Origin of the sequence: Serratia sp. HMSC15F11 (assembly GCF_001808215.1) — a bacterium.
GTDB classification, from domain to species: domain Bacteria; phylum Pseudomonadota; class Gammaproteobacteria; order Enterobacterales; family Enterobacteriaceae; genus Serratia; species Serratia nevei.
In genome coordinates, this window is record NZ_KV792509.1 from 121,238 (window position 1) to 142,116 (window position 20,879).

A 20,879-nucleotide genomic window follows, 5' to 3' on the forward strand; every position below is an offset into this window, starting at 1 on the left:
CATTATCAGGCTGCTGTATTTCGGCTTTGGCAACAATGGCCGATCGTGGCTGAGGGAAAAACCATTAAGCCCGCGCAGGCAGGCTCAATGGTTTGCAGGCGCGGTAGGGTTAGTGGTCGAGCGATTCCAGCGCCCGTTTGATCAGCTCGCTGGCCAACTTGCTTTCCGTTTCGGAAATGCCGTCGAGATTGAAGTTGGAGAGTTCAGTGACCAAAACGCTGCGTTCTTTGCCGCTGATTGAGGCGTCCAACGCGGACAGCAGCCTGCCGAGGATCTTCAGCAGGGTGGCGTTTTCCACTTCGGCTTCCTGAGCCGGGGTCTTCTTATCAGTCATTCAAAATCCTCTCTGTCGTGACGGAAGGGAGATGCAGCTAACGCCATCGAATGAAGTAAACGATCGCGCAGCCCTTCGGGGGTGTTGAGCCCAATCACTACCGTAAGGCAGGGATCCGGATTTCTACTTATGCATCGCAGTTATAACGATTAGGGTATCTATTCAGCCGTATCACTTTGCCCTAACGGACGGCGCCAGGCTGAGCAATGTGTGCTTTGCATGCAAATCACCAGTATAGGCTTTTTGCACGACGGCAAGATGACAGGAAACCCCTGCAAACGATCGGGTTTACAGGGGCGCAAGGTTATTGCGGCTTGCCGGAGAACAAGAAGCGCAGCACCGGAATACGCTTGTGCAGTTCATATAAAGCGAAGGCCAGCGAGAACACAAACAGCAGGCCCAGCAAGAATCCCAACAGGTTGTTGCCGATATAAGGCGTCACGAAAGCGCCATATATCAGGGTCAACGGGTGGTGCACCAGATATATAAACAGTGAGGCGTTGACCAGATAGGTGATGCGCGGCGAGTGATAATTCAGCAGGTTATGCCCGAAAGAGAACACCACGTTGGTCATCAGGATCCCCATTAGGGTTTTGATCACCACTTCCAGCTCGAACATATAGCTGCTGTGTGCCAACAGCTTTTGATTCAGCATATATGCGATAAACAGCAGCAGCGAGCCGAGCAACGCCAGCGGCGAGCGACGCAGAAAAATCTCCTTAAGCCACACGTACTTAAACGCATAAGCGCCGAGGATGAAGAACGGCAGGTAGAACATCGTCTCCATCACCACGAAATTGAACAGGCCGTTGGATAATAGCTGCGGCGCGACAATTAAAATAATACGGTGTGCGGCCGAATAGCATACCGCATAAATAAAGAAACACAGTGAGATGTTTCCTAATCCACGCAGTCTGTTTATTAACGCCGGAATATGCTCACGAGTTTGACGCTTGATTTTACGGAACAGATAAAAGCAGGTACAGGTTAACAACGACAGCGTCAATAAGAACCACAGATGAGAAACCAATTCCCAAACTGTTACATTTAATTTCTGATAGAGAGAAAATTCATCCCAGCCGTTTAATTTATCGGTGAAATATTTCAGCATGAAAAACTGCGGCACCGTAATTAGCGGGATGGCGCTCAACAGCGGGATCGCCACCCGCTCCAGCCTGACCTTCAGCCACTGGTGGCGCTCGTAGCGCTCGTAAAGCATGTAGGAGAAGTAGCCGGATATCACGAAGAACACCTGCATGCGGAAAGCGTGGATGAAGTCGTTCAGCACCGTGAGCGAGAAGGAGGGGGACGCGCTGTTCACCGCCCAGGTATGGCTGGAATAAATCAGGGAGAGGTGAAACGGAATCCCGAGCAACATCAAATAGGCTCGGATCGAATCGAGGAAAAACTCGCGCTGTTTGCTGCCTTTAGTCATAGATTACCGCTGGTGATTTAATCGGGTGCTCATTAACACGCTTAATAAGTCGTCAAACGTTAAATTGTTATCCGAAACCCTACTATAGCCCCCCGCATTTTTCCATAGCGTCTTGTTGCGCGGCTTGCTACGCTGGTGTTCCATCAGCTGCTTAAACAATGAGCCGTAAACATGAACCATCCATTTATCATGTTGTCGGAAAGCTGAGTAATCCATTAATATGGATTTAAATGATTTGAGCACACGAATAGGGGGGGATGTGCTAGTTAATATATTATCCGGACAACCACGCGCCGCGAGCGTTCGTTGGTTAGGTGCTACCGTATTGTTCACGCTGTTCAGTTCGCCGGCATGGGCCTTTTCTATTGATGATGTGGCCAAGCAGGCGCAGGATCTGGCCGCCAAAGGTTTTGAAGCCCCGAAGAGCAACCTTCCTTCTCAGTTCCGCGAGATGAAGTTCGCAGACTATCAGCAGATTCAGTTCAATCACGATAAAGCCTATTGGAGCAAGCTGAAAACCCCTTTCAAGCTTGAGTTTTATCATCAGGGGATGTACTTCGACACGCCGGTGAAAATCAATGAAGTCACCTCCACCAGCGTAAAACAGATCAAGTACAGCCCGGATTACTTCAACTTCGGTTCGGTCAAACACGACCCTGAATCGGTGAAAAACCTCGGCTTTGCCGGCTTCAAGGTGATCTACCCGATCAACAGCGCCGACAAAAACGATGAGATCATGAGCCTGCTGGGCGCGAGCTATTTCCGCGTGGTGGGTAAAGGGCAGGTTTACGGGCTTTCCGCTCGCGGCCTGGCTATCGATACCGCTTTGCCGTCCGGCGAAGAGTTCCCGCGTTTCCGCGAATTCTGGGTTGAGCGTCCGAAGCAGGGCGACAAACACCTGGTGATCTACGCGCTGTTGGATTCCCCGCGCGCCACCGGCGCTTACCGTTTCACGGTGATCCCGGGCCGCGACACCACCGTGGACGTCGAGTCTAAAGTGTTCCTGCGCGACAAGGTGGGTAAACTGGGCCTGGCACCGCTGACCAGCATGTACCTGTTCGGGCCGAACCAGCCGTCGCCGACGCTGAACTATCGCCCGGCGTTGCACGACTCCAACGGTCTGTCTATCCATGCCGGCAACGGCGAGTGGATCTGGCGCCCGCTGAACAATCCTAAACACCTGTCCGTCAGCACCTATACCGTCGAGAACCCGAAAGGCTTCGGTCTGCTGCAGCGCGGCCGCAACTTCAAGGATTACGAAGATCTGGACGATCGTTACGATCTGCGCCCAAGCGCCTGGATCGAACCGAAGGGCGACTGGGGTAAAGGCAAGGTCGAGCTGGTGGAGATCCCGACGGCGGATGAAACCAACGACAATATCGTGGCGTTCTGGACGCCGGATACGCTGCCGGAAGCCAAAAAGCCGCTGACGCTGAGCTACCGTCTGAACTTCACCCGCGACGAAGACAAACTGCATTCGCAAGACATCGCCTATGTGGCGAGGACCATGCGTTCGACCGGTGACGTGAAGCAGTCCAACCTGATTCGCGAGCCTGACGGCAGCGTGGCCTTCCTGGTCGACTTCGTCGGCCCGGTGCTGAAAGGGCTGGACGCCAACACCCCGGTCGCTTCTCAGATCAGCATCGGCGACAACGGTGAAATGGTAGAAAACAACGTCCGCTATAACCCAGTGACCAAAGGCTGGCGCTTGACGGTACGTCTGAAAGTGAAAGACGACAAGAAGCCGGTAGAAATGCGCGCGGCGCTGGTCAATGGCGATAAGACTCTGTCGGAAACCTGGAGCTATCAGCTACCTGCCAATGAATAAGCCTACTCAACCCGCCCAGGATTATCTTGCGGCGCTGCCTCTGACCGCTGAGCGGTCGGAGGCGCTCAACCCTCACACGGCGGATGACGCTCAGGCACTGGAGGCGCTCCATCGGCAGATGGGCGCCGCCGACGCCAACGTCAACAGCCTGTCGGCGGATGACGTGGCGTTGGCCTCGGTCAAACCGCGCATCGAAAGCGCCTGGCCGGATGCGGTCAGCGATGACGATTTCGACACCGACGCCGAAGGGCGCGCCATTCTGAAGGCGACGCCGCCGATCAAACGAACCACCATGTTCCCGGAAGCCTGGCGTACCAACCCGGTGGCGCGCTTCTGGGATTCTCTGCTGGGGCGTTCGCCGCACAATCGGCACGCCACCAAAGAGGAGGCCGAGGCCGAGAACCGCTGGCGCGTTGTCGGTTCCATGCGCCGCTATGTGCTGCTGGTGCTGATGCTGGTGCAGACCGGCATCGCCACCTGGTACATGAAAACCATCTTGCCTTATCAGGGCTGGGCGCTGATCGATCCTATCGCCATGCTGGATCAGGATCTGATGCAGTCGGTGCTGCAGCTGCTGCCGTATGTGCTGCAAACCGGCATTCTGATCCTGTTCGCCGTACTGTTCTGCTGGGTCTCGGCCGGTTTCTGGACCGCGCTGATGGGCTTCCTGCAGCTGCTGATCGGTAAAGACAAATACAGCATTTCCTCCACCATCAAGGGCGATGAGCCGATCAACCCGGCGCACCGCACCGCGCTGATCATGCCGATCTGTAACGAAGACGTCGAACGCGTGTTCGCCGGCCTGCGTGCGACCTATGAGTCCGTCGCTGCGACCGGTCAGCTGGAACACTTCGATATCTACGTACTGAGCGACAGCTACGATCCGGACATCTGCGTGGCGGAGCAAAAGGCGTGGATGGAGCTGTGCCGCGATGTCGACGGCCACGGCCGCATCTTCTATCGCCGCCGCCGCCGTCGCGTAAAACGCAAGAGCGGCAACATCGACGACTTCTGTCGTCGTTGGGGCGGTGAGTACAGCTACATGGTGATCCTGGACGCCGACAGCGTGATGAGCGGCGAATGCCTCACCGGGCTGGTGCGTTTGATGGAAGCCAACCCGAACGCCGGCATCATCCAGTCCGCGCCGAAGGCGTCCGGTATGGATACCCTGTATGCGCGCGTGCAGCAGTTCGCTACCCGCGTTTACGGGCCGCTGTTTACCGCCGGCCTGCATTTCTGGCAGCTGGGCGAGTCGCACTATTGGGGCCATAACGCCATCATCCGCGTGAAGCCGTTTATCGAGCACTGTGCGCTGGCGCCGCTGCCGGGCGAGGGTTCCTTCGCCGGTTCAATCTTGTCGCACGACTTCGTTGAAGCGGCGCTGATGCGCCGCGCCGGCTGGGGCGTGTGGATCGCTTACGATCTGCCGGGCAGTTACGAAGAGCTGCCGCCCAACCTGCTGGACGAGCTGAAACGCGACCGTCGCTGGTGCCACGGCAACCTGATGAACTTCCGCCTGTTCCTGGTGAAAGGCATGCACCCGGTGCACCGCGCGGTGTTCCTGACCGGCGTCATGTCCTACCTGTCGGCGCCGCTGTGGTTCATGTTCCTGGCGCTCTCCACCGCGTTGCAGGTGGTGCACACCCTGATGGAACCGCAATACTTCCTGCAGCCGCGGCAGCTGTTCCCGGTCTGGCCGCAGTGGCGGCCCGAGCTGGCGATAGCGCTGTTCTCCACCACGCTGGTACTGTTGTTCCTGCCGAAGCTGCTCAGCATCGTGCTGATCTGGGCCAAGGGCGCGAAAGAGTACGGCGGGGCGTTCCGTCTGTTCATTTCGATGCTGATGGAAATGCTGTTCTCGGTGCTGCTGGCGCCGGTGCGCATGTTGTTCCACACCGTGTTCGTGGTGAGCGCCTTCCTCGGTTGGGAAGTGGTGTGGAATTCGCCGCAGCGTGACGATGACGATACGCCTTGGGGCGAAGCGTTCCGCCGCCATGGCTCGCAGATGTTGCTGGGCCTGGTATGGGCCGGCGGCATGGCGTGGCTGGATCTGCGCTTCCTGTGGTGGCTGTCGCCGATCGTGTTCTCGCTGATCCTGTCGCCGTTCGTGTCGGTACTGTCGAGCCGCGCGACGCTGGGCATGAAGAGCAAACGCGCCAAGCTGTTCCTGATCCCGGAAGAGTACAACCCGCCGCGCGAGCTGCTGGCGACGGAAGAGTACCTGCATCTCAACCGCAACCGCGCGCTGACCAACGGCTTTATGCATGCGGTGGTCAACCCGTCCTTCAACGCGCTGGCGACGGCGTTGGCGACGGCGCGTCACCATCTGCGTGCTACCCTCGATCGCAACCGCGAGGAGCGGGTGAACGAAGCGCTGCAGCTGGGGCCGGAGAAGCTGGTGAAGGGCAAACGTCTGGAGCTGCTGAGCGATCCGGTCACGCTGGCTCGTCTGCACCAGCGCGTCTGGCTGTTGCCGGAAGGCGCTGCCTGGCGTGAGCACTATCAGCAGTTGCCGCACAACCCGCTGGCACACCCAACGGGCCGACGTTAATCGCTGAACGGTAACGCTCAGACGGGGAATGCGCATGGCGCGTTCCCCGTTTTTTTTTACCTTTTGCTTACGCGCGCCGGTACCGGAAGAGAAAGGGAACTGTGATAGACTGCGGCCGATGCGTTGTTCACTCGCGAAACAACCCTTTGCTCAGAGTCAATGTCGTGAAGCTCTCTTCCTACCTTCGGCTGGCCTGCGTGGCGGCCGGCGTGATGGTCTTAACCGGTTGCGGCAGCATCATCAGCCGCACCGTGCCCGGTGCGGGGCATGGCCACCAGTACTATCCCGGCGTGCAGTGGGATTTGCGCGATACGCCCTGGCGTTACGTCACGGTGATAGATGTGCCGCTGTCGATGGTGGTGGACACCTTTATGCTGCCGTTCGATGCGCAGCATGGCCCCTATGAATAAACCTGCTCAGCGGGTGGCGAACACCACCAGCTGATAGCCTTTCTGCCCACAATGGAAAGGCGCCAGCGCCGTCATGCCCAACCCTTGCACGTGAGCGGCCAACGAATGCGGATTGTCGTCGTCGATAAACAGCGCGCCCACGTCGTAGTCATGACTGGTGTGCGCTTTGACGGCGGCGTAGAGGCGTTTCAGCACGCCTTTGCCGCGCCAGGCGGCGTCGAGGCAAACCGGGCCGTAGAGAAACACCCGCTGCTCACTCAGCGCCCGCCCGGCAAACGACTGCGTGGCGAGCGTCGCCAGCATCGCATCCACCACCGGCGGCCGCGGTTGCACGTCGGCGGGCATCAGGCAAACGAACCCTGCCAGTTGGTTCTCCTGCTCGGCCACTAGTATGCCGATGCCGCGGTTGATCGCCGTCAGCTGCGCCTCATTCATGCGCGATACGATAAATCCCTGCCGTTTTCGGCGCTCGTCGAGCGCTTCCGGCACGTTTTCCCCCTGCAGCTGTAAAATGGCGGGGTAGTCGGTAGGGCGGGCCCGGCGGATAATCATGCTGCCTCCTTGGCGATAAAATGTGGTGCGGGTTAACGTTCATCCCATTCATCGGCCGCGGCCTGGCCTTCTTCGGTATCCAGCGGCGGCTCGAGCTGGAAGTCGCCTTCTTCCCATTCGTACAGGGTATTTTCGTCTATCCACTCGGCGGTGATCTCCACCTCGTCGTAGTCACCGTCGAATATCGCCTGCGCCGCCGCACCGCTGCGCAGCGGCAGGCATTCCACCGCTTCGCCTTCATCTTCGAAGAATTCGGCCTGCCACATCGTGTCGCCATCCTGCATCACGTACTTTTGCAGATTGAACTGCTGCGGCACCGGCGGTTCGTCATCGCCGCCGCCTTCGGCGGTGTCGATAAACTCTTCACGTGCGGCCTCGATGGCTTCTTCCAGGGTTGCATACAGGCTCATGTTCGCCTCCGTTGACAATCAGAGTAGAGCGCCCGGCGCACTGCCGTCGCGTGGGTGAAAACGTCAAAACTAATTGTTGTCTCACTGGCGCAGGATGCAAATTTTTTTGTTGTCCGCTTTGCGACGACGGTTGTCCGCAAAGCGGGAGAAGAAGAGGCGATGGCGGGAAATAATGACGCTATCGTTCACTCAGGTGCCAGGAGAAGCCCATGTTAATCGATCCTTCAAGCAAATCCCGACCGTTCCCGCCGGTGACGTTACCGGACCGCCAGTGGCCTGCGCGTACCCTGCGACAGGCGCCGCGCTGGTGCTCCAGCGATCTGCGCGACGGCAACCAGGCGCTGGCGGAGCCAATGGATAACGCGCGCAAGCGCGAATTCTATCACTTGTTGTTGCAGTGCGGTTTCAAAGAGATTGAGGTGGCTTTCCCTTCGGCGTCGCAAACGGATTTCGATTTTGTGCGCACGCTGATCGCCGAGCAACTGATCCCGCACGACGTCACGATTCAGGTGCTGACGCAGTCGCGAGACGATCTGATCGATCGCACCTTCGAGGCGCTGCTGGGGGCGCCACGGGCTATCGTGCATCTGTACAACGCCACGGCGCCGATGTTTCGCGACATCGTGTTCCGTCAGGATAAGGCCGCAACCGTGGCGCTGGCGGTGAACGGCGCGCGGCGCATTCGCCGGCATTGCGAGGCTCAGCCCGATACCGCCTGGTGCTTCGAGTATTCGCCGGAAACCTTCTGCTTTACCGAATTAGAGTTCGCGCTGGAGATCTGCGAGGCGGTGGCGGAGGTGTGGCAACCGGGGCCGCAGCGGCCGATGATCATCAACCTGCCGGCGACGGTGGAGGTGAGTACGCCCAACGTGTATGCCGATCAGATTGAGTGGTTCTGCCGTCACTTCAGCCGTCGCGCCGATGTGGCGATCAGCGTACATCCGCATAACGATCGCGGTACCGGCGTGGCCTGCGCGGAGCTGGCGCTGCTGGCCGGTGCCGATCGGGTCGAAGGCTGCCTGTTCGGCAACGGAGAGCGTACCGGCAACGTCGATCTGGTTACGCTGGCGTTGAATCTCTATACCCAGGGCGTGGCGCCGGGCCTGGACTTCAGCCGCCTGAAACAGGTGGTGGAAGTAGTGGAACAGTGCAATCAGCTGCCGGTGCATCCTCGCCATCCTTATGCCGGTGAGCTGGTGTTTACCGCCTTCTCCGGTTCGCATCAGGATGCGATCAAAAAAGGTTTCGCCGCGCAACGGCAGCGACAAGATGGCTGGTGGCAAGTGCCTTACCTGTCGCTCGATCCCGCCGATGTCGGCTGCAGCTATGAGGCGGTGATACGGGTCAACAGCCAGTCCGGTAAAAGCGGGGCTGCCTGGCTACTGGAACAAAATCATGGGCTGGCGTTGCCGCGCGGTCTGCAGATTGATTTCGGCCAGGTGGTGCAGCGTGCGACCGACGGCAGCGGGAAGGAAATGAGCGGCGCACAGCTGTGGCGCTTATTCCGCGACACCTATGGGTTGGTGGAGCAGCCGTGCTTGCAGCTGTTGAGCTACCAGACGGAAAGTCATGGGGTTGAGGCCTACAGTTTCAACGCGCGAGTTGCTTGCGAGGGAGAGCCACTGCGCCTGCAGGGTGCCGGCAACGGTCTGCTTTCCAGCGCGGTGGATGCGCTGCGCCGGCGCTTCGGCTTGCCGCTGGCGATCGAAGATTACCACGAGCATACGCTGGGGCATCAGAGCGACAGCCGAGCGGTGGCCTACATCCGCTGTACGCTGCCGCAAGGTGAGGCGACCTACGGCGTTGGCATCGACGTTGACTCCGCCAGCGCTTCGCTGCAGGCGCTGTTCAACGTTGCCGGGCGCTATCTGTCGTCGGCGCGGTCCGGCTGAAATAGTCGCTGGGCGCAACCCCCAATAACCGGCGGAACATGGCGCTGAACGCGCTGGGGCTGTCATAGCCAAGATCCAGCGCCACTTCTAACACTGAGCGGCCGGTCGCCAGCGCGTTCAACGCCGCCAGCAAACGGGCGCGCCGCACCCAATCACTAAAATGCAGCCCAGTTTCTCGCTGGAAGCGCCGCGACAGGGTGCGTCCGCTGACGCTGAGATGAGCGGACGCCTGTTCCAGCGTCCAGGGCTGTGCCAACGTGGCCTGAATATGGCGGCATAAGGCAAGCAGTGAGGCCTCACGCGGTTCGGGCAGGTGCAACGGCAGGATCGGCAGCATTCTCAACTCATCCAGGATCAGTTCCATCACGCGCTCATCGCGCCCGCCGCTCGGATAGCCGGGCGCAATCTCCATCGCACAGATAATCAACTCGCGCAGCAGCGGTGAAACCTGCACCACCTGGCATTGGGCCGGCAGATCGGCGCGCGCCAACGGATCGACGAACAGCGTCCTGGCTGCCACCTGGCCGGTGATGCGCAGGCTGTGCACCATTTTCGCCGGTACCCAGACGCCGCGGCCGGGTGGCACCACCCAACTGCCGAGCCGGGTCGTGACCTGCACTACGCCGCTCAGGCTGTGAATCAGCTGCGCGCAGTTATGGTAGTGATCCGGCTCGCTGTCGCCGTGGCGATAATCCCTGGCCAACGGCCGGACGGGCTGATCGACCGGCAGAACGTCATGAAACAGCAGCATCGTTAGCGGCCTCCGCGCGGCAAAAAGGGGGATGACAGCATGCCATGCGGCGCGGTTCCACACCAGCCTGTGGCACGCGGCAGATAAATAGTTTATAAAATGATATTATATAATTTTATAAATTAATTGGAGGGGTGATGGATATCGACGCGATGCGCAAGGCGGCGGCGCAGGCCGGTGCGATGCTGCGTACCTTGGGCAATGAAGATCGGCTGCTGCTGCTGTGCCGGCTCAGCCAGGGCGAGATGGCGGTGAGCGAGCTGGCGCAGGCGCTGGCTATCCGCCAGCCGACGTTGTCCCAACAGCTCGGCGTGCTGCGCGAGGAGGGGCTGGTCTCCACCCGGCGAGCCGGCAAACAGATTTACTATGCGGTAGCCGATGCCAAAGCGCTGGTGCTGCTAACGACCCTGTATCAACTGTATTGCCCACAGCCGGAGAACCGAGATGACCATTGACTGGCAACACTTCACGCCCTATTCCGCGCTGGCGGGTGGGGCCATTATCGGTGGTGCGGTAGCGCTGCTGCTGCTGTTCAACGGCCGCATCGCCGGCATCAGCGGCATTACCGGCGGCTTATTGAGCACGGGCGGCCGGGAGCGGGGCTGGCGCGCCGCATTTCTTGGCGGGTTGCTGATTTCTCCCTGGCTGTATGCTGCTGCGGCGGCTTTGCCTCCTGGTGAGGTCGCGGCCGGCAGCGGCTGGCTGGCGATCGCGGGGCTGTTGGTGGGGGTGGGTACCCGATTGGGCAGCGGCTGCACCAGCGGGCACGGCGTGTGCGGCGTCGCGCGGCTGGCGCCGCGATCGTTGGCCGCCACAGCGGTGTTTATGCTGCTGGGCTTTACGACCGTGTGGCTGATGCGCCATCTGCTGGGAGGGTGAAGATGCTTAAGTCTCTGTTGGCGCTGCTGAGCGGCGTGATTTTCGGTCTGGGGTTAATTATCGCCGGCATGGCCAATCCGGCCAAAGTACTGGCGTTTCTCGATATTACCGGCCAGTGGGATCCTTCGCTGGCGTTGGTGATGGTTGGGGCGATTGCGGTAGCGGCGCCGGCCTTTATGTGGGCGCGCCGACGCGAGCGGAGCCTGTTGGGGGAACCGCTGCAGATCCCGGCCGCTAGGCGTGCGGATCGCCGTTTGCTGGTGGGCAGTGCGTTGTTCGGCATCGGTTGGGGCATTGCGGGCATCTGCCCTGGCCCGGCCTGGGTGTTGGCGGGGGCGGAGATACAACGGGTATGGCCGTTCCTGCTGGCGATGCTGGCGGGTATGGCGCTGTATGAGATTATCATGAGGTGGAGGCGTTCATGTCGATAGCCAAGGCGGTGCTGCGCATTGCGCGCCCGACCGATAGGTTGCAAGAGATTGCCACGCTGTATTGCCGCGGGTTGGGGTTTGAAAGGCTGGGCGAGTTTGTCGATCATCAGGGCTTTGACGGCATTATGATCGGGCATCCGCAGCATGCCTACCATCTGGAGTTCACGCAGCATCGTGGGGTGCGGGTCGGGCAGGCGCCGACGCAAGATCATCTGCTGGTGTTTTACCTGCCGGATGAGAACGAATGGCGAGCCGGGTGTGAGCGGATGCGGGCGGCGGGATTCTTGGCGGTCGTCGCCTATAACCCCTATTGGGATAGGGCGGGGCAAACCTTTGAAGATCCTGACGGCTACCGGGTGGTCCTGCAACATCAGGCCTGGCAAGCATAAAAAAACCGGCGCCTCGAGCGCCGGTTTGCGAGATAAAAATGGGTTATCCGTCAGGCGGTGGTCGCCGGTTTTTGCGCGCTCTTGGACTGGGTATTTTCCAGCATGCGGCGAATCGGCACGATCAGCACAATCAGCACGGCGGCGCAGATCAGCAGCGCGACGGAGCAGCGCGCGAACAGATCCGGCAGCATATCCAGCTGGTCGGCCTTGACGTGGCCGCCGATCAGGCCGGCGGCCAGGTTGCCCAGCGCGCTGGCGCAGAACCACAGCCCCATCATTTGCCCGCGCATTCTCTCCGGCGCCAGCAGCGTCATGGTGGCCAGCCCGATCGGGCTCAGGCACAGCTCACCCAGCGTCAGCATCAGGATACTGCCCACCAGCCACATCGGCGATACGCCGGCGCCGCCGTTGCTCAGCACATTCTGCGCGGCCAGCATCATCAGGCCGAAACCACCGGCGGCGCACAGGATACCGATCACGAACTTGGTGATGCTGCTCGGGCGCACGTTATTGCGCGCCAGCGCAGGCCAGGCCCAGCTGAACACCGGTGCCAGCAGGATGATGAACAGGGCGTTGATCGACTGGAACCACACCGCCGGGATCTCGAAGTCGCCGACCATGCGATTGGTGTAATCGTTGGCGAACAGGTTGAACGAGGTCGGCTTCTGTTCAAACGCCGACCAGAAGAACGCGGCGGAGATCAGCAGGATGAAGCACACCAGCAGGCGTGCACGCTCTTTGCGGCTCAGGCCGGCAAAGGCGAACAGGTAGATGAAATACAGGGTGACCGACGCGGCGATGACGTACACCAGCACGCTGGCTACCTCAACCGGGTTGATGACGATGGTGCCCTGAGCGATCAGCACGATGACCGCAGCTAGGACTACCGCCAATGCCAGCAGCCAGGCGCCGACGCCTTTTTTCTTCGCGACCGGGCTGTTCCAGGTGGAATCCAGGCCCACTTCGCGGTCATAGCGTTTCATCGCCGGTACGGCGAACACCCGGAAAATCACCAGCGCCACCAGCATCCCGATACCGCCGATGCCGAAGCCCCAGTGCCAGCCGTGTGACTTGATCAGCCAGCCGGAGATCAACGGGGCGATGAACGAACCGATGTTGATGCCCATGTAGAACAGCGAGAAACCGCCGTCGCGGCGCGCATCGCCTTTCTTGTACAGCGTGCCGACCATCACCGAGATACAGGTCTTGAACAGGCCTGAACCGAGCACGATGAACATCAGGCCGATGAAGAACAGGTTGGTGCCCATCACCGCGGACAGGGCGATCGACAGGTGGCCGAGGGCGATCAGGATAGAACCGTACCAGACGGCCTTGCGTTGGCCGAGCCAGTTGTCCGCCAGCCAGCCGCCCGGCAGTGCCGCCAGGTACATGCTGCCGGCGAAAATGCCGACGATCGCCGACGCGTTCTCACGCGCCAGACCCAGGCCGCCGTCGTACACGGTGGCGGCCATAAACAGGATCAGCAGCGGACGGATGCCGTAGAACGAAAAGCGTTCCCACATTTCGGTGAAGAACAGAGAACCCAGCGGATAGGGATGGCCGAAGAAGGTCCGGCTTTCTGACTTATTGACAGAGGATTGCATAACGATTTCCCAATAAAAAGGCGCTGCATGGCTGCAGCCCGTACTGTGGTTGTATGTGTATTTAATGAAGGCGATCCGCCCAATGCGGATTACCCGACAAAACCGCGGCTGCAACGCTGATAAACCGTGGAAAGCGTGCTGACCTTTTTTCACTTGGCCGATGGTTCACATCTGGCGTGATATTATTTAACCATTTGATAACTGGTCGTTGGTTTTGTCTAGTACCTGTATCCCATTTTTTAGACGAAAAGTCGACAAGCATCTCCTTTTCTGGTTTTTCTGTTGGTTGTGGCGGGAATATGATTGACAGCGGGTTTTATGCGCTGAAAGTTAATTAATTGTTGATAAACAAGATGTTGAGGTAAGAATGTTCCGAGTTGGCCGAAAATTCGCAGGCCCGAAGGAAGCATTATTAAAAGTAGGGGAAACGCGGCGTTGATCCGGCCAATGGCGGAAATTGGCGATAAATGCAGCTATTGTTCTTCCTGCAACGTGTCTTCCCGCATGTAGCCCGGCCGCCGCCGCAGACACCACCAGGAGTAACCGGCGTTGAACAGCACCACCAAAGCGGTGACGCCGAAGACCGCGCGAAAACCGTAGCCGGCGGAGACCGCGGCACCAAGCAATGGGCCGCTGACGTTGCCGACGTCGCGGAACGATTGGTTATAGCTGAAAATGCGGCCGGCCACCTGATTGGTGCAGTTGTAAATCAGCAGCGTCTGTACCGCCGGCAGCAGCGCGCCGTCGGCCGCCCCCAGCAGAAAGCGCAGCACCCCGAGCTGCCACGGCGTTTGCACGAAGGCCATCGGGATCAGCAACAGCACCGAGACGATCAGCATACATATCAGAATGCGCTCCGGGCCGATGCGATCGCCCAGCTTGCCCAGCCGTGGGGCGCTCATCAACGCCGCGACGCCGGGCACCGAGGCGATCAGCCCGCTGATAAACGCCAGGTTATGGGTGGCGCCGGCCAGATCGCGCACATACAGCGTCAGGATCGGCGCAATCGAGCCGGTAGCAATCTGGATAATCATGGTAGTCACGAACAGGCTGAGCACCAGCTTCGGGTTTTTCAGCGAGGCAAACACCTGCCGTGCGTGCAACATGTCGCGTTTTTGTACCGGGGTGAATTGCTCTTTGACATACAGCAGCGTCAGCACGAAGCAGACGAACAGCACCGCGGCGGTGATGTAGAACACCGGGCGCAGACCATAGAGGTCGGCCAACAGGCCGCCGATGAGTGGGCCGATCAGCGCACCGCCGACGCCGCCGGTTGACAGGGTGCCGAGCGCCCAGCCGCTGCGGTTGCGTGGCACCTGGGTGGCGATCAGCGCGTTGGCGTTGGGTATGAACCCGCCGAGCAGGCCCAGCACCGCTCGCAGAGCGAGAAATTGCCAGACCGTTTGCGCCATGCCCATCAGTACCATGACGATCGCCATGCCCAATGCGGAGCGCAGCAGCATCAGTTTACGGCCGCGTCGGTCGGCCAGGGCACCCCAAAATGGCGCGGCGATAGCGGAAAACAGGAAGGTGATGCTGAACAGCAGACCGGACCACATGTTGAGCGCCTGATGGCCGGTTACGCCCAGCGTCTCTACATACAGCGGAAGAAACGGCATCACCAGGCTGAAGGCGGCGCCGGTGAGGAAACACCCTACCCAGGCGACGAAAAGGTTACGTTTCCAGTTAACGGGTTCTGCTACCGAAGCCATAAATGTCCACTGCCGAAAGGTGACGCGCTTTGCCGGCGGCAAGATGAAGGGGCAAAACGTGAAAGTTAGCGTGGTAAGTATGCGCCGCAAGCGCGGCGACGGCAAACGAGGGGGCGAAGATTGGGCAAAAAATGAAATAAAGTTTTAAAAATGGCGTTTTAACCTTATTCCGCGCTTGGCGCGCGGAATTTACAGCGTTTTATAGTCCGGCCAGCGCCTCGAAACCGGCGGCGGTGGTGGTGGCGCTAAAGTCGGTGACCTCGTAGTGAGCCACGGCGTTGAAGGGATCTTCGGCCAGGATGGCGTCCAGCCGCGCACGGTCAATGCCCTTGGCCAGGATCACGCCGCCGGTGCGGGGATTTTTGCGGCCGGAGGCGATAAAGGTGCCGTCCTGAAAATAGGTCTTCAACCAGGCGATGTGCCCGTCAAGGTGGCTGTCGACTTCGGCGATCGGGCGATGGTAGGACAGGCTGACAATGTACATAGCGGCTCCGGGTTGGCGGCAAAGGCTTTACCATCCCACCGTCGTCGTCGATTCTCAAGAGGCGCGCAATAAAAAACCCGCCGGTGGCGGGTTTGCTTTATCAGTAGAGCGAAGGCTCGCCTTCCGGGCGGGTCTTGAAGCGACGATGCAGCCACATATATTGGTCAGGCGCCATCAGGATCTCTTTTTCCACCACTTTATTCATAAAGGCGGCGGCCTCGATTTCATTATCCAGCGGGAAGTTTTCCACCGCCGGTTGCATGATCAGCTCATACCCTTTGCCGTCCGGCAGGCGGCGCGGGGTGAACGGAATGATCGCCGGTTTGCCCATCCGCACCAGCACGTAGCTGCCGGTGGTGGTAGCGGCTTTGTCCACCGCGAACAGCGGCACGAAAACGCTGCTGCGCGGGCCGTAGTCGTGATCCGGCGCATACCAGATGATATCGCCCTGTTTCAGCGCGCGGATCATGCCTTTGACGTCCTTGCGATCCAGCATCGACTTGTTGGAGCGCATGCGCCCCCAGGTTTGCAGCCAGTCCATCAGCTTGTTGTCGTGCGGGCGGTAAACGCCGATGCCCGGGTTATGAATGCCGAAGATGCGCGCGCCCAGCTCCAGCGTCAAAAAGTGCAGGCCAATCAGCAGCACGCCCTGGTGGTTGTCGCGCGCCTTTTGGATGTGTTCCAGGCCGCTGACCTTGAACCAGCGCTCGATGCGCCAGTTAGGCCAAAACCACGCCATGCCGGTTTCAAACAGCCCCATGCCGACCGATTCGAAATTCTTTACCACCAGCGCATCGCGTTCGGCCTGCGGCATGTCGGGAAAACAGAGCTCGAGGTTGCGTTGGGCGATAGCGACGCGGCGCTTGAGAAAGCGCATGGCAAACCGCCCGATCGAGGTGCCGAGCCAGTAGATGACGGGGTAAGGCAGCAACACCAGCAGATAAAGCAAGCCGATGCCGACCCAGGTCAGCCAATAGCGTGGGTGCAATAAGGAGCGATTGAAAGTAGGAACTTGAGTCATGGGTTCTCTGTTTGAATACGGTTGTTTAAGTGTAATGACAGAGTCATAGCATGGTCTGGCAGCCGGGTGAGTTCGGCCGCAAGGTTCGTTTCTGCCGTTTGTTTGCGACTATTGTGGCATTTTTCTCGCGCTCCGGGAAAAAACAACGCATTAAAACCCCCTTTTCGGCGTTAAATATGCATCAGGTGCCGGATTTTTCCACAATATTTCCCGCTAAAGGCCAACGGCAATATCATGGCCGGGCATTATTCAGGCGCAACCGTGTAGGCATTATGGCGGGGCTGCGCGGCGGCGGTTTTTCGGGTATCATGTGCGCCGCGCGCGGGCCGGCAGGCTGCGCGCGATAATCAGTCACCTCCCGAAAGACAGGAAAGTACACCATGCCAGTGTTACATAACCGAATTTCTAACGAGGAACTGAAGGCGCGCATGCTGGCGGAAACCGAGCCTCGCACCACAGTTTCTTTTTACAAATACTTCTCCATCGACGATCCCAAAGCGTTTCGCGACAGCCTCTACGTTCAGTTCGAAAAACTGAAGGTGTTCGGCCGCATCTACGTGGCGAAAGAGGGCATCAACGCGCAGATCAGCGTGCCGCAGCATAATTTCGACGCGTTCAAAGCCGCGCTGTTCGCCTCGCACCCGGCGCTGGATCAGGTGCGCCTGAACATCGCGCTGGAAGACGACGGCAAATCCTTTTGGGTGCTGCGCCTCAAGGTGCGCGAGCGCATCGTGGCCGACGGCATCGATGACGAGAGCTTTGACCCAAGCAACGTCGGCGAGTATCTGCAGGCCGATCGCGTCAATCAGATGATCGACGATCCGAATACGGTGTTCGTCGATATGCGCAACCACTATGAGTACGAAGTCGGTCACTTCGAAAACGCCATCGAGGTGCCGTCGGATACCTTCCGCGATCAGCTGCCGATGGCGGTGGAGATGCTGCAGGACAGCAAAGACAAAAACATCGTCATGTACTGCACCGGCGGCATTCGCTGTGAAAAAGCCAGCGCCTATATGCTGCACAACGGCTTTAAAAACATCTACCACGTGGAAGGCGGGATCATCGAGTACACCCGCAAAGCGAAAGAGCAGGGGTTGCCGCTGAAGTTTATCGGCAAAAACTTCGTGTTCGATGAGCGCATGGGCGAGCGCATCTCCGACGATGTGATCGCCAACTGCCATCAGTGCGGTGCGCCGTGCGACACCCACACCAACTGCAAGAACGACGGCTGCCATCTGCTGTTCATTCAGTGCCCGAGCTGCGCCGCCAAGTTTGAAGGGTGCTGCAGCGAGATTTGCCGCGAAGAGCTGAAGTTGCCGCGGGAAGAGCAGCGCGCGCGCCGTGCCGGCCGTGAAAACGGCGTCAAGATCTTCAATAAGTCGAAAGGCTTGTTGCAGACTACGATGCACATTCCGGCACCGGAAGAAGAAGGCCCAGCCCGCTGAGCCTGAGGAAATGAGAAGCCCGGCCGCCAAGCCGGGCTTTTTTTTATTTCTCGCGTACGCCTTCTACGGAGATGATCAGCTCAACGTCTTGCGACGCCGGGCCCAGATCGGTGGTGATGCCGAAGTCTTTCAGCTTGATCTTGCCGTTGGCTTCAAAGCCGGCGCGGTAGCCGCCCCACGGATCGTTGCCCTGGCCAATCAGTTTGGCGTCCAGCGTGACCGGCTTGGTCACGCCGTTCAACGTCAGGTTACCGACCACCGCATAACCGTCGCCGCTTTTCTTCACTTCGGTGGATTCAAACTTGGCCTGCTTGTTCTTCTCTACGTTGAGGAACTCGGCGCTGCGCAGGTGCTTGTCGCGTTCGGCGTGGTTGGTGTCGACGCTGGCGGTATTGATGGTCACGTTGACCTTGTCCTTGGACGGATCTTTTTCGTCGAAGGTGAAGCCGCCGTCGAAGTCTTTAAAGCTGCCGTACAGCCAGCTGTAGCCCAGGTGCTGGATGCGGAATTCGATAAAGGCGTGCTGGCCCTGTTTGTCGATCTTGTAGTCCGCCGCCAGTGCGGAACCGGCGCTAAGCAGCAGGGCGCCTGCGGTCAGGCCCAATACGGTCTTTTTCAACATAGCAATCTCCATAAATCCAAAGGTTAATCGGCGCTGCTACCCAGCATCCGTTTCAAAGTGACATCACGATCGATAAAGTGATGTTTAAGCGCGGCCAGCCCGTGCAGTACCGAGAGCACTACCACGGCCCAGGCCAGGTAAAGGTGAATGGCGCCGGCGGTATCGGCTTGCTCCGCCATGCCGGTCACGGTGGCGGGCACGTCGAACCAGCCGAATACGCTGATCGGTTGGCCGTCGGCGGTCGAGATCAGATAGCCGCTGATCAGAATGCCGAACAGAACGGCGTACAGCGCCAGATGCGCGAGAATGGCGCTGACGCGAGTGAGGCGACCATAGCTGGCCAGAGGCTTGGGCGGCGGCGAGACAAAGCGCCAGATCACGCGGATCACCATGACGATGAACAGCAGCGCGCCGATGCTTTTGTGGATCTCCGGCGCCTGGTGGTACCAGACGTCGTAATAGCCCAGCGTAACCATCCACAGACCAAGTGCGAACATGCCGTACACCGTCAGCGCCACCAGCCAGTGGATTAACACTGACACATGACCGAAACGATCGGCGGTATTTTTCCAGAGCATCCTGTTTCCTTCGATTACCGATTGGCTGGCTGCAATAATTAAACTTTAGGAAACATAAAATCAATAATAAATTTAACTATGTTACTTCTTAGAAATATTAGTCAGTGAATTTGTTTGAGATGTTCGGAGTTCATCAGATAAATCGTTGAAGATGATATTATTTCTTTCACGTAACGATTATGCTAGTTGTTGAAAATTAGGCTTATTATCTATTAATGTCAGCTTTTGTCATTTTACGTAAACTGTCCATAAATTGCTCGGTGGGATTATTTGTTGGCAAAGGTTATGCCTATTTCTCGCGGCGAAGAGCAGATCGAAAGATTAATTTTTTCGAACGGTTACGCTAAATCCTCTGCGGCATAGCGGCGGACTTTGCTACCATTAGCGCCAAGCGTCGGCTCTTGATGGCCGGCTAACCCAATGAAATAACAAGGAAACATCATGGGCCGAACCCGTGTAACCGACAACAGCCTGCGTTTGGCCATCCTGCTGGCGATGTTGGTGATCATTCTGGCTGGGGTGAAAGCCGCCGCCGACATCGTGGTGCCGTTTCTACTGGCGGTGTTCCTCGCGATGGTACTGAATCCTCTAGTGGCTATGCTGGAACGCCGACGGGTGCCGCGCATCCTTGGGGTGACGCTGCTGGTAACGGCGGTGATTGTGGTCGTGATGCTGTTCATCGGCATGCTGGGCGCTTCGCTGAACGAGTTCGCCCGTTCGCTGCCGCAGTACCGCGGCATGATGATCGAGAAACTGCGCGAGCTGCAGTATTACGCCGATCGCTTCAATATCAGCCTCTCCAGCGAAGCGATGCTGCAATATGTCGATCCCAGCGCGGCGATGAATCTGGTTACCCGCATGCTGGGGCACCTGTCTGGCGCCATGACCAACGTCTTCCTGCTGCTGATGACCGTGGTGTTTATGCTGTTTGAAGTGCAGCTGCTGCCTTATAAGCTGCAGCAGGCGCTGGATAAGCCGAATGAAGGCCTCGCCGCGATGCGGCGGGCGCTGGACGGCGTGACGCGTTATCTGGTGATTAAAACCATCATCAGCCTGGCCACCGGGGTGATCGTCTGGATCTTCCTGGCGGCGGTCGGCGTACGCTTCGCCTTTATCTGGGGGCTGCTGGCGTTTCTGCTCAACTATATTCCCAATATCGGCTCGGTATTGGCCGCCATTCCGCCGCTGATTCAGGCGCTGCTGTTCAACGGATTGGGTGATGCGCTGGTGGTGGCGGGAGGTTTTATCGCAATCAACATGGTGATCGGCAATATCCTCGAACCGCGGGTGATGGGGCGCGGGCTGGGGTTGTCGACGCTGGTGGTGTTCCTGTCGCTGATTTTTTGGGGCTGGCTGCTCGGCCCGGTCGGCATGCTGCTGTCGGTGCCGCTGACAATTGTGGCGCGCATCGCGCTGGAGACCACCGAGGGCGGCTATCGGCTGGCGGTTATCCTGGGCGACGGCCGCCCTCCGCGCCAGCCTCCGGCAGAGCCGGAGTGAGGAGAATTCTTGTAGCCACGTTGTGCCCGGGGGTGTTAATGCGTTTGA

22 protein-coding genes are annotated in these 20,879 nt (G+C 58.9%); 11 read left to right on the forward strand and 11 right to left on the reverse strand.

The features are described 5' to 3' along the window. Positions 1–109: 109 nt before the first annotated feature. Together HMPREF3138_RS24110 and mdoC are read right to left on the reverse strand one after the other, a co-directional pair. A complete protein-coding gene (locus tag HMPREF3138_RS24110) occupies positions 110–334 on the reverse strand; it encodes a hypothetical protein (RefSeq protein ID WP_038875417.1) in 225 nt (74 codons plus the stop codon). A gap of 304 nt (positions 335–638) precedes the next feature. Continuing rightward, positions 639–1,769: a glucans biosynthesis protein MdoC gene (gene mdoC, locus HMPREF3138_RS24115; protein WP_049194207.1), complete on the reverse strand. Its 1,131-nt coding sequence runs from the start codon at positions 1,767–1,769 to the stop codon at positions 639–641. A 259-nt stretch (positions 1,770–2,028) separates the two neighbouring features. Between mdoC and HMPREF3138_RS24120 the strand changes: the two genes are divergently transcribed. The 3 genes from HMPREF3138_RS24120 (at position 2,029) to HMPREF3138_RS24130 (ending at position 6,558) form a co-directional block, all read left to right on the forward strand. Continuing rightward, the gene (locus tag HMPREF3138_RS24120) at positions 2,029–3,597 is read left to right on the forward strand and encodes a glucan biosynthesis protein G (RefSeq protein ID WP_170310507.1); all 1,569 of its coding nucleotides are present in this window, start codon (positions 2,029–2,031) and stop codon (positions 3,595–3,597) included. Further along, entirely contained in the window at positions 3,590–6,148 is a 2,559-nt protein-coding gene (mdoH, locus tag HMPREF3138_RS24125; RefSeq protein WP_038875422.1) for a glucans biosynthesis glucosyltransferase MdoH, read from the forward strand. Before HMPREF3138_RS24120 ends, mdoH begins: the two co-directional genes overlap by 8 nt. A gap of 212 nt (positions 6,149–6,360) precedes the next feature. Further along, positions 6,361–6,558, forward strand: a complete 198-nt coding sequence (locus tag HMPREF3138_RS24130; protein WP_046688460.1) for a YceK/YidQ family lipoprotein — start codon at positions 6,361–6,363, stop codon at positions 6,556–6,558. A 6-nt stretch (positions 6,559–6,564) separates the two neighbouring features. On the opposite strand, the gene HMPREF3138_RS24135 is transcribed toward HMPREF3138_RS24130, so the two are convergent. Further along, a complete protein-coding gene (locus tag HMPREF3138_RS24135) occupies positions 6,565–7,110 on the reverse strand; it encodes a GNAT family N-acetyltransferase (RefSeq protein ID WP_038875428.1) in 546 nt (181 codons plus the stop codon). Positions 7,111–7,142: 32 nt separating this feature from the next. Continuing rightward, on the reverse strand, positions 7,143–7,520 hold the full coding sequence (locus tag HMPREF3138_RS24140) for a MysB family protein (protein WP_038875431.1): 378 nt from the start codon (positions 7,518–7,520) through the stop codon (positions 7,143–7,145). Between the two features lie 209 nt (positions 7,521–7,729). Between HMPREF3138_RS24140 and leuA the strand changes: the two genes are divergently transcribed. Then, the gene (gene leuA, locus HMPREF3138_RS24145) at positions 7,730–9,412 is read left to right on the forward strand and encodes a 2-isopropylmalate synthase (protein ID WP_070559429.1); all 1,683 of its coding nucleotides are present in this window, start codon (positions 7,730–7,732) and stop codon (positions 9,410–9,412) included. Here leuA and HMPREF3138_RS24150 read toward each other — a convergent pair. Then, positions 9,369–10,163: an AraC family transcriptional regulator gene (locus HMPREF3138_RS24150; protein ID WP_038875437.1), complete on the reverse strand. Its 795-nt coding sequence runs from the start codon at positions 10,161–10,163 to the stop codon at positions 9,369–9,371. The two genes, leuA and HMPREF3138_RS24150, sit on opposite strands and share 44 nt — an antisense overlap. Positions 10,164–10,300: 137 nt before the next feature. Between HMPREF3138_RS24150 and HMPREF3138_RS24155 the strand changes: the two genes are divergently transcribed. Genes HMPREF3138_RS24155 through HMPREF3138_RS24170 form a run of 4 tightly spaced genes read left to right on the forward strand, consistent with a single transcriptional unit; the run spans position 10,301 to position 11,862 of the window. Continuing rightward, the gene (locus HMPREF3138_RS24155) at positions 10,301–10,618 is read left to right on the forward strand and encodes an ArsR/SmtB family transcription factor (protein WP_038875439.1); all 318 of its coding nucleotides are present in this window, start codon (positions 10,301–10,303) and stop codon (positions 10,616–10,618) included. Next, on the forward strand, positions 10,608–11,042 hold the full coding sequence (locus HMPREF3138_RS24160) for a YeeE/YedE family protein (RefSeq protein WP_038875441.1): 435 nt from the start codon (positions 10,608–10,610) through the stop codon (positions 11,040–11,042). The genes HMPREF3138_RS24155 and HMPREF3138_RS24160 overlap by 11 nt, the downstream gene beginning before the upstream one ends. Positions 11,043–11,044: 2 nt before the next feature. Next, positions 11,045–11,473 (forward strand): YeeE/YedE family protein, encoded by a 429-nt coding sequence (locus HMPREF3138_RS24165; protein ID WP_038875443.1) that lies wholly within the window; start codon positions 11,045–11,047, stop codon positions 11,471–11,473. After that, on the forward strand, positions 11,464–11,862 hold the full coding sequence (locus HMPREF3138_RS24170) for a VOC family protein (protein ID WP_038875445.1): 399 nt from the start codon (positions 11,464–11,466) through the stop codon (positions 11,860–11,862). Before HMPREF3138_RS24165 ends, HMPREF3138_RS24170 begins: the two co-directional genes overlap by 10 nt. A 50-nt stretch (positions 11,863–11,912) precedes the next feature. On the opposite strand, the gene HMPREF3138_RS24175 is transcribed toward HMPREF3138_RS24170, so the two are convergent. The 4 genes from HMPREF3138_RS24175 to HMPREF3138_RS24190 form a co-directional block, all read right to left on the reverse strand. Next, a complete protein-coding gene (locus HMPREF3138_RS24175; protein WP_038875448.1) occupies positions 11,913–13,466 on the reverse strand; it encodes a peptide MFS transporter in 1,554 nt (517 codons plus the stop codon). Positions 13,467–13,939: 473 nt separating this feature from the next. After that, positions 13,940–15,178 carry a multidrug efflux MFS transporter MdtG gene (gene mdtG / locus HMPREF3138_RS24180; RefSeq protein WP_038875451.1) on the reverse strand — a complete coding sequence of 413 codons (1,239 nt, stop codon included), beginning with the start codon at positions 15,176–15,178 and terminating at the stop codon, positions 13,940–13,942. Positions 15,179–15,377: 199 nt separating this feature from the next. Then, positions 15,378–15,662 carry a YciI family protein gene (locus HMPREF3138_RS24185; protein WP_038875454.1) on the reverse strand — a complete coding sequence of 95 codons (285 nt, stop codon included), beginning with the start codon at positions 15,660–15,662 and terminating at the stop codon, positions 15,378–15,380. A 100-nt stretch (positions 15,663–15,762) separates the two neighbouring features. Next, positions 15,763–16,683, reverse strand: coding sequence for a Kdo(2)-lipid IV(A) acyltransferase (locus HMPREF3138_RS24190; protein ID WP_038875457.1), 921 nt, complete (start codon positions 16,681–16,683; stop codon positions 15,763–15,765). 50 nt (positions 16,684–16,733) lie between these two features. On the opposite strand from HMPREF3138_RS24190, the gene HMPREF3138_RS24195 reads away from it, so the two are divergent. Further along, on the forward strand, positions 16,734–17,030 hold the full coding sequence (locus HMPREF3138_RS24195) for a hypothetical protein (RefSeq protein ID WP_038875462.1): 297 nt from the start codon (positions 16,734–16,736) through the stop codon (positions 17,028–17,030). Between the two features lie 33 nt (positions 17,031–17,063). Further along, on the forward strand, positions 17,064–18,131 hold the full coding sequence (locus HMPREF3138_RS24200) for an oxygen-dependent tRNA uridine(34) hydroxylase TrhO (protein ID WP_033638032.1): 1,068 nt from the start codon (positions 17,064–17,066) through the stop codon (positions 18,129–18,131). A gap of 43 nt (positions 18,132–18,174) precedes the next feature. Here HMPREF3138_RS24200 and HMPREF3138_RS24205 read toward each other — a convergent pair whose 3' ends face one another. Next, positions 18,175–18,753 (reverse strand): YceI family protein, encoded by a 579-nt coding sequence (locus HMPREF3138_RS24205; RefSeq protein WP_016928208.1) that lies wholly within the window; start codon positions 18,751–18,753, stop codon positions 18,175–18,177. Between the two features lie 23 nt (positions 18,754–18,776). Continuing rightward, positions 18,777–19,331 carry a cytochrome b gene (locus tag HMPREF3138_RS24210; protein ID WP_033646456.1) on the reverse strand — a complete coding sequence of 185 codons (555 nt, stop codon included), beginning with the start codon at positions 19,329–19,331 and terminating at the stop codon, positions 18,777–18,779. A gap of 441 nt (positions 19,332–19,772) precedes the next feature. On the opposite strand from HMPREF3138_RS24210, the gene HMPREF3138_RS24215 reads away from it, so the two are divergent. Beyond that, complete coding sequence (locus HMPREF3138_RS24215) at positions 19,773–20,831, forward strand: AI-2E family transporter (RefSeq protein WP_038875466.1); 1,059 nt, start codon at positions 19,773–19,775, stop codon at positions 20,829–20,831. Positions 20,832–20,879 lie beyond the last annotated feature (48 nt).